This window comes from Gemmatimonadaceae bacterium, from assembly GCA_035533755.1.
Lineage (GTDB): Bacteria > Gemmatimonadota > Gemmatimonadetes > Gemmatimonadales > Gemmatimonadaceae > JAGWRI01.
On the sequence record DATLTC010000055.1, the window covers coordinates 1 to 2,227 of the forward strand.

The 2,227-nt window shown below is 70.5% G+C and carries 2 protein-coding genes; both read left to right on the plus strand.

The window, feature by feature from the left end:
* On the plus strand, positions 1-616 hold a 616-nt coding region (locus VNE60_08230), incomplete at its 5' end, for a HAMP domain-containing sensor histidine kinase (protein HVB31491.1).
* A 15-nt stretch (positions 617-631) separates the two neighbouring features.
* Positions 632-1,984 (plus strand): sigma-54 dependent transcriptional regulator, encoded by a 1,353-nt coding sequence (locus tag VNE60_08235; protein HVB31492.1) that lies wholly within the window; start codon positions 632-634, stop codon positions 1,982-1,984.
* The last annotated feature ends 243 nt before the right edge of the window (positions 1,985-2,227 follow it).

A 2,227-nucleotide genomic window follows, 5' to 3' on the forward strand; every position in this document is an offset into this window, starting at 1 on the left:
GAACGGGCTCGCACCCATCCGCAATGTGCTGCGGCACCTCACGCAGGTGGCGGAGCAGGCGCCGGACACCCTGGCGTCCGTCTATCTGGAGCGCCGCCCCACGCTGGATTCGAGCGTGGAGTACCTCGACGAGTTGGCGCGCAACTACGCGCGGCTCACGCCGTCGCTGGGCCGCGCCAACTCCGACGCCGGCGCCGTGCTGCACGAGGTGGCGCGCGGGGTTCACGCAGCGGAAGCGCGCGTCGACGTGCGGGTGCCCGAATCGCTTCCGCCCGTGAAGGCCGATGCGGTGGTGCTGCGACGGATCATCGAGAATCTGGTGTCGAACGCCGTGGATGCGCTCGACGGCAAGCCGGGAACGGTCACGCTGGCCGGCCAGTGCGTGGGCGAGGGCCTCGAGCGCCGCGTGCGCTTCACCGTGACCGACACGGGCCGCGGCATGACGCGGCCGCAGCTCGACCGCGCATTCGACGACTTCTATACCACCAAGCCGAGCGGCACCGGCCTTGGGCTCTCGGTGGTGCGGCGCCTGCTCACCGACCTCGGCGGCTCGATCCGGGTGGAGACCGCCCCGGGCGAAGGCAGTACATTCACCGTAGAGCTCCCGGCCGGCTAGGCGAGGGAAGACCCGATGAGCAACATCCTGGTCGTGGACGACGTGGCCCCGCTCGCCGAGCAATATGCCTACGATCTCAAGCGGATCGCGGGCCACGACGTGACGGTGGCCACCAACGGCGCCGCGGCGCTGGACCGCTTGCGCAGCGATCCCATCGACTGCGCGCTGCTCGACCTCGAGATGCCTGGCATGGATGGCTTCGAGGTGCTGCGGGCGCTGAAGCACCAGGGCGTCGAGACGCCGGTCATCGTGTATACGGGCACGGGCAACTTCGACCGCTGCATCGAAGCGGTGCGACTGGGCGCGGCGGGGTTCATCGACAAGGCCGAGCCCATGGAGCGGGTCGCGCAGGAGGTGGCCAACGCCATCGAGCGGCACCGGCTGCGCCGCGAACTGTGGGCGCTGCAGCGGCGCCTCGGCGAATCCAGCCTCGTGGGCCGCGGCGCGGCCATGGACCGGTTGCGCGACTCGATCGCGCGCGTGGCGGGCATCCCGAGCCCGGTGCTCATCCTGGGCGAGAGCGGCACAGGCAAGGAGTTGGTGGCGCGCGAGCTGCACCGTCTGGGCACCAATCCCTCGGGGCCGTTCGTGGTGATCAATGCCGCCGCGCTTCCCGAAGCATTGGTGGAGAGCGAGTTGTTCGGCCACGAGCGCGGGGCATTCACCGGCGCGGCAGGCACGCGGAAGGGCGCGTTCGAGTCCGCCGAGAACGGGACGCTCTTTCTGGACGAGATCGGCGAGCTGCCGCTGCCCGTCCAACCCAAGCTGCTGCGGGCGCTGGAACAGCATACGGTGACGCGCCTCGGCACCAGCAAGAGCATCGCGGTGAATGCGCGCGTCGTCGCGGCCACGCACCGGGACCTGGATCGGCTCGTCGCCGACGGCGCGTTCCGCGAGGATCTGCTCTTCCGCCTCAACGTGCACGTGCTGCGCGTGCCGCCGCTGCGGGAGCGTCCCGAGGACGTGCCGCTGCTCGCCGCGCGGTTCCTGGACGAGACGTGCACCCGCTTCGGGATGCTCCCCAAGCGACTCAGCCCCGAAGCACGCGAGGCGTTGGTACACCACGGCTGGCAGCGCAACAACGTGCGCGAACTCCGCAACGTCATCGAGCGATCGGTGGTGGCCACGGACGGCGAGACGATCCACCTGGAGCAACTGCCCGCCGAGGTGCGGGGCGGCGCTCCGGCGGCGCATGCCTCGGACGATGCATCGTTCCAGGCGCTGAAGGCGGACGCCGAGCGCAAGATCATCCTCGGCGCGCTGGAGCGGCACGAATGGCAGATCACGCGGGCGGCGGAATCGCTCGGCCTGGCCGACCATGCGAGCCTGCTCAAGATCATGCGGCGGCTGGGCATTCAGCGGGATTGAGCGGCTGAACGCGGTCCGCCGGGGCGTGTCCGTTGGGACACGTCGCTCCGGGCCCGCGGGTGTTCCGGCGGACACTCCACGGGATCCGAGCGCGCGCGCGGACCCAGTCCAAGTCCCGTTCACCACGAGTCTTAGAGCACGCGCCAGCGCGGCCGCGTTCGTGGCCGCCGTCTTGCCTTCTCGGTGGGCGTCACGATTCACTCACGGCGCCCAGGCGCCCCACCGAGGAGGAGACCATGTACA

Excerpts from the sequence above, each read along its gene's own strand:
- VNE60_08235 (HVB31492.1), top strand. The coding sequence starts at position 632 with ATGAGCAACATCCTGGTCGTGGACGACGTGGCCCCGCTCGCCGAGCAA.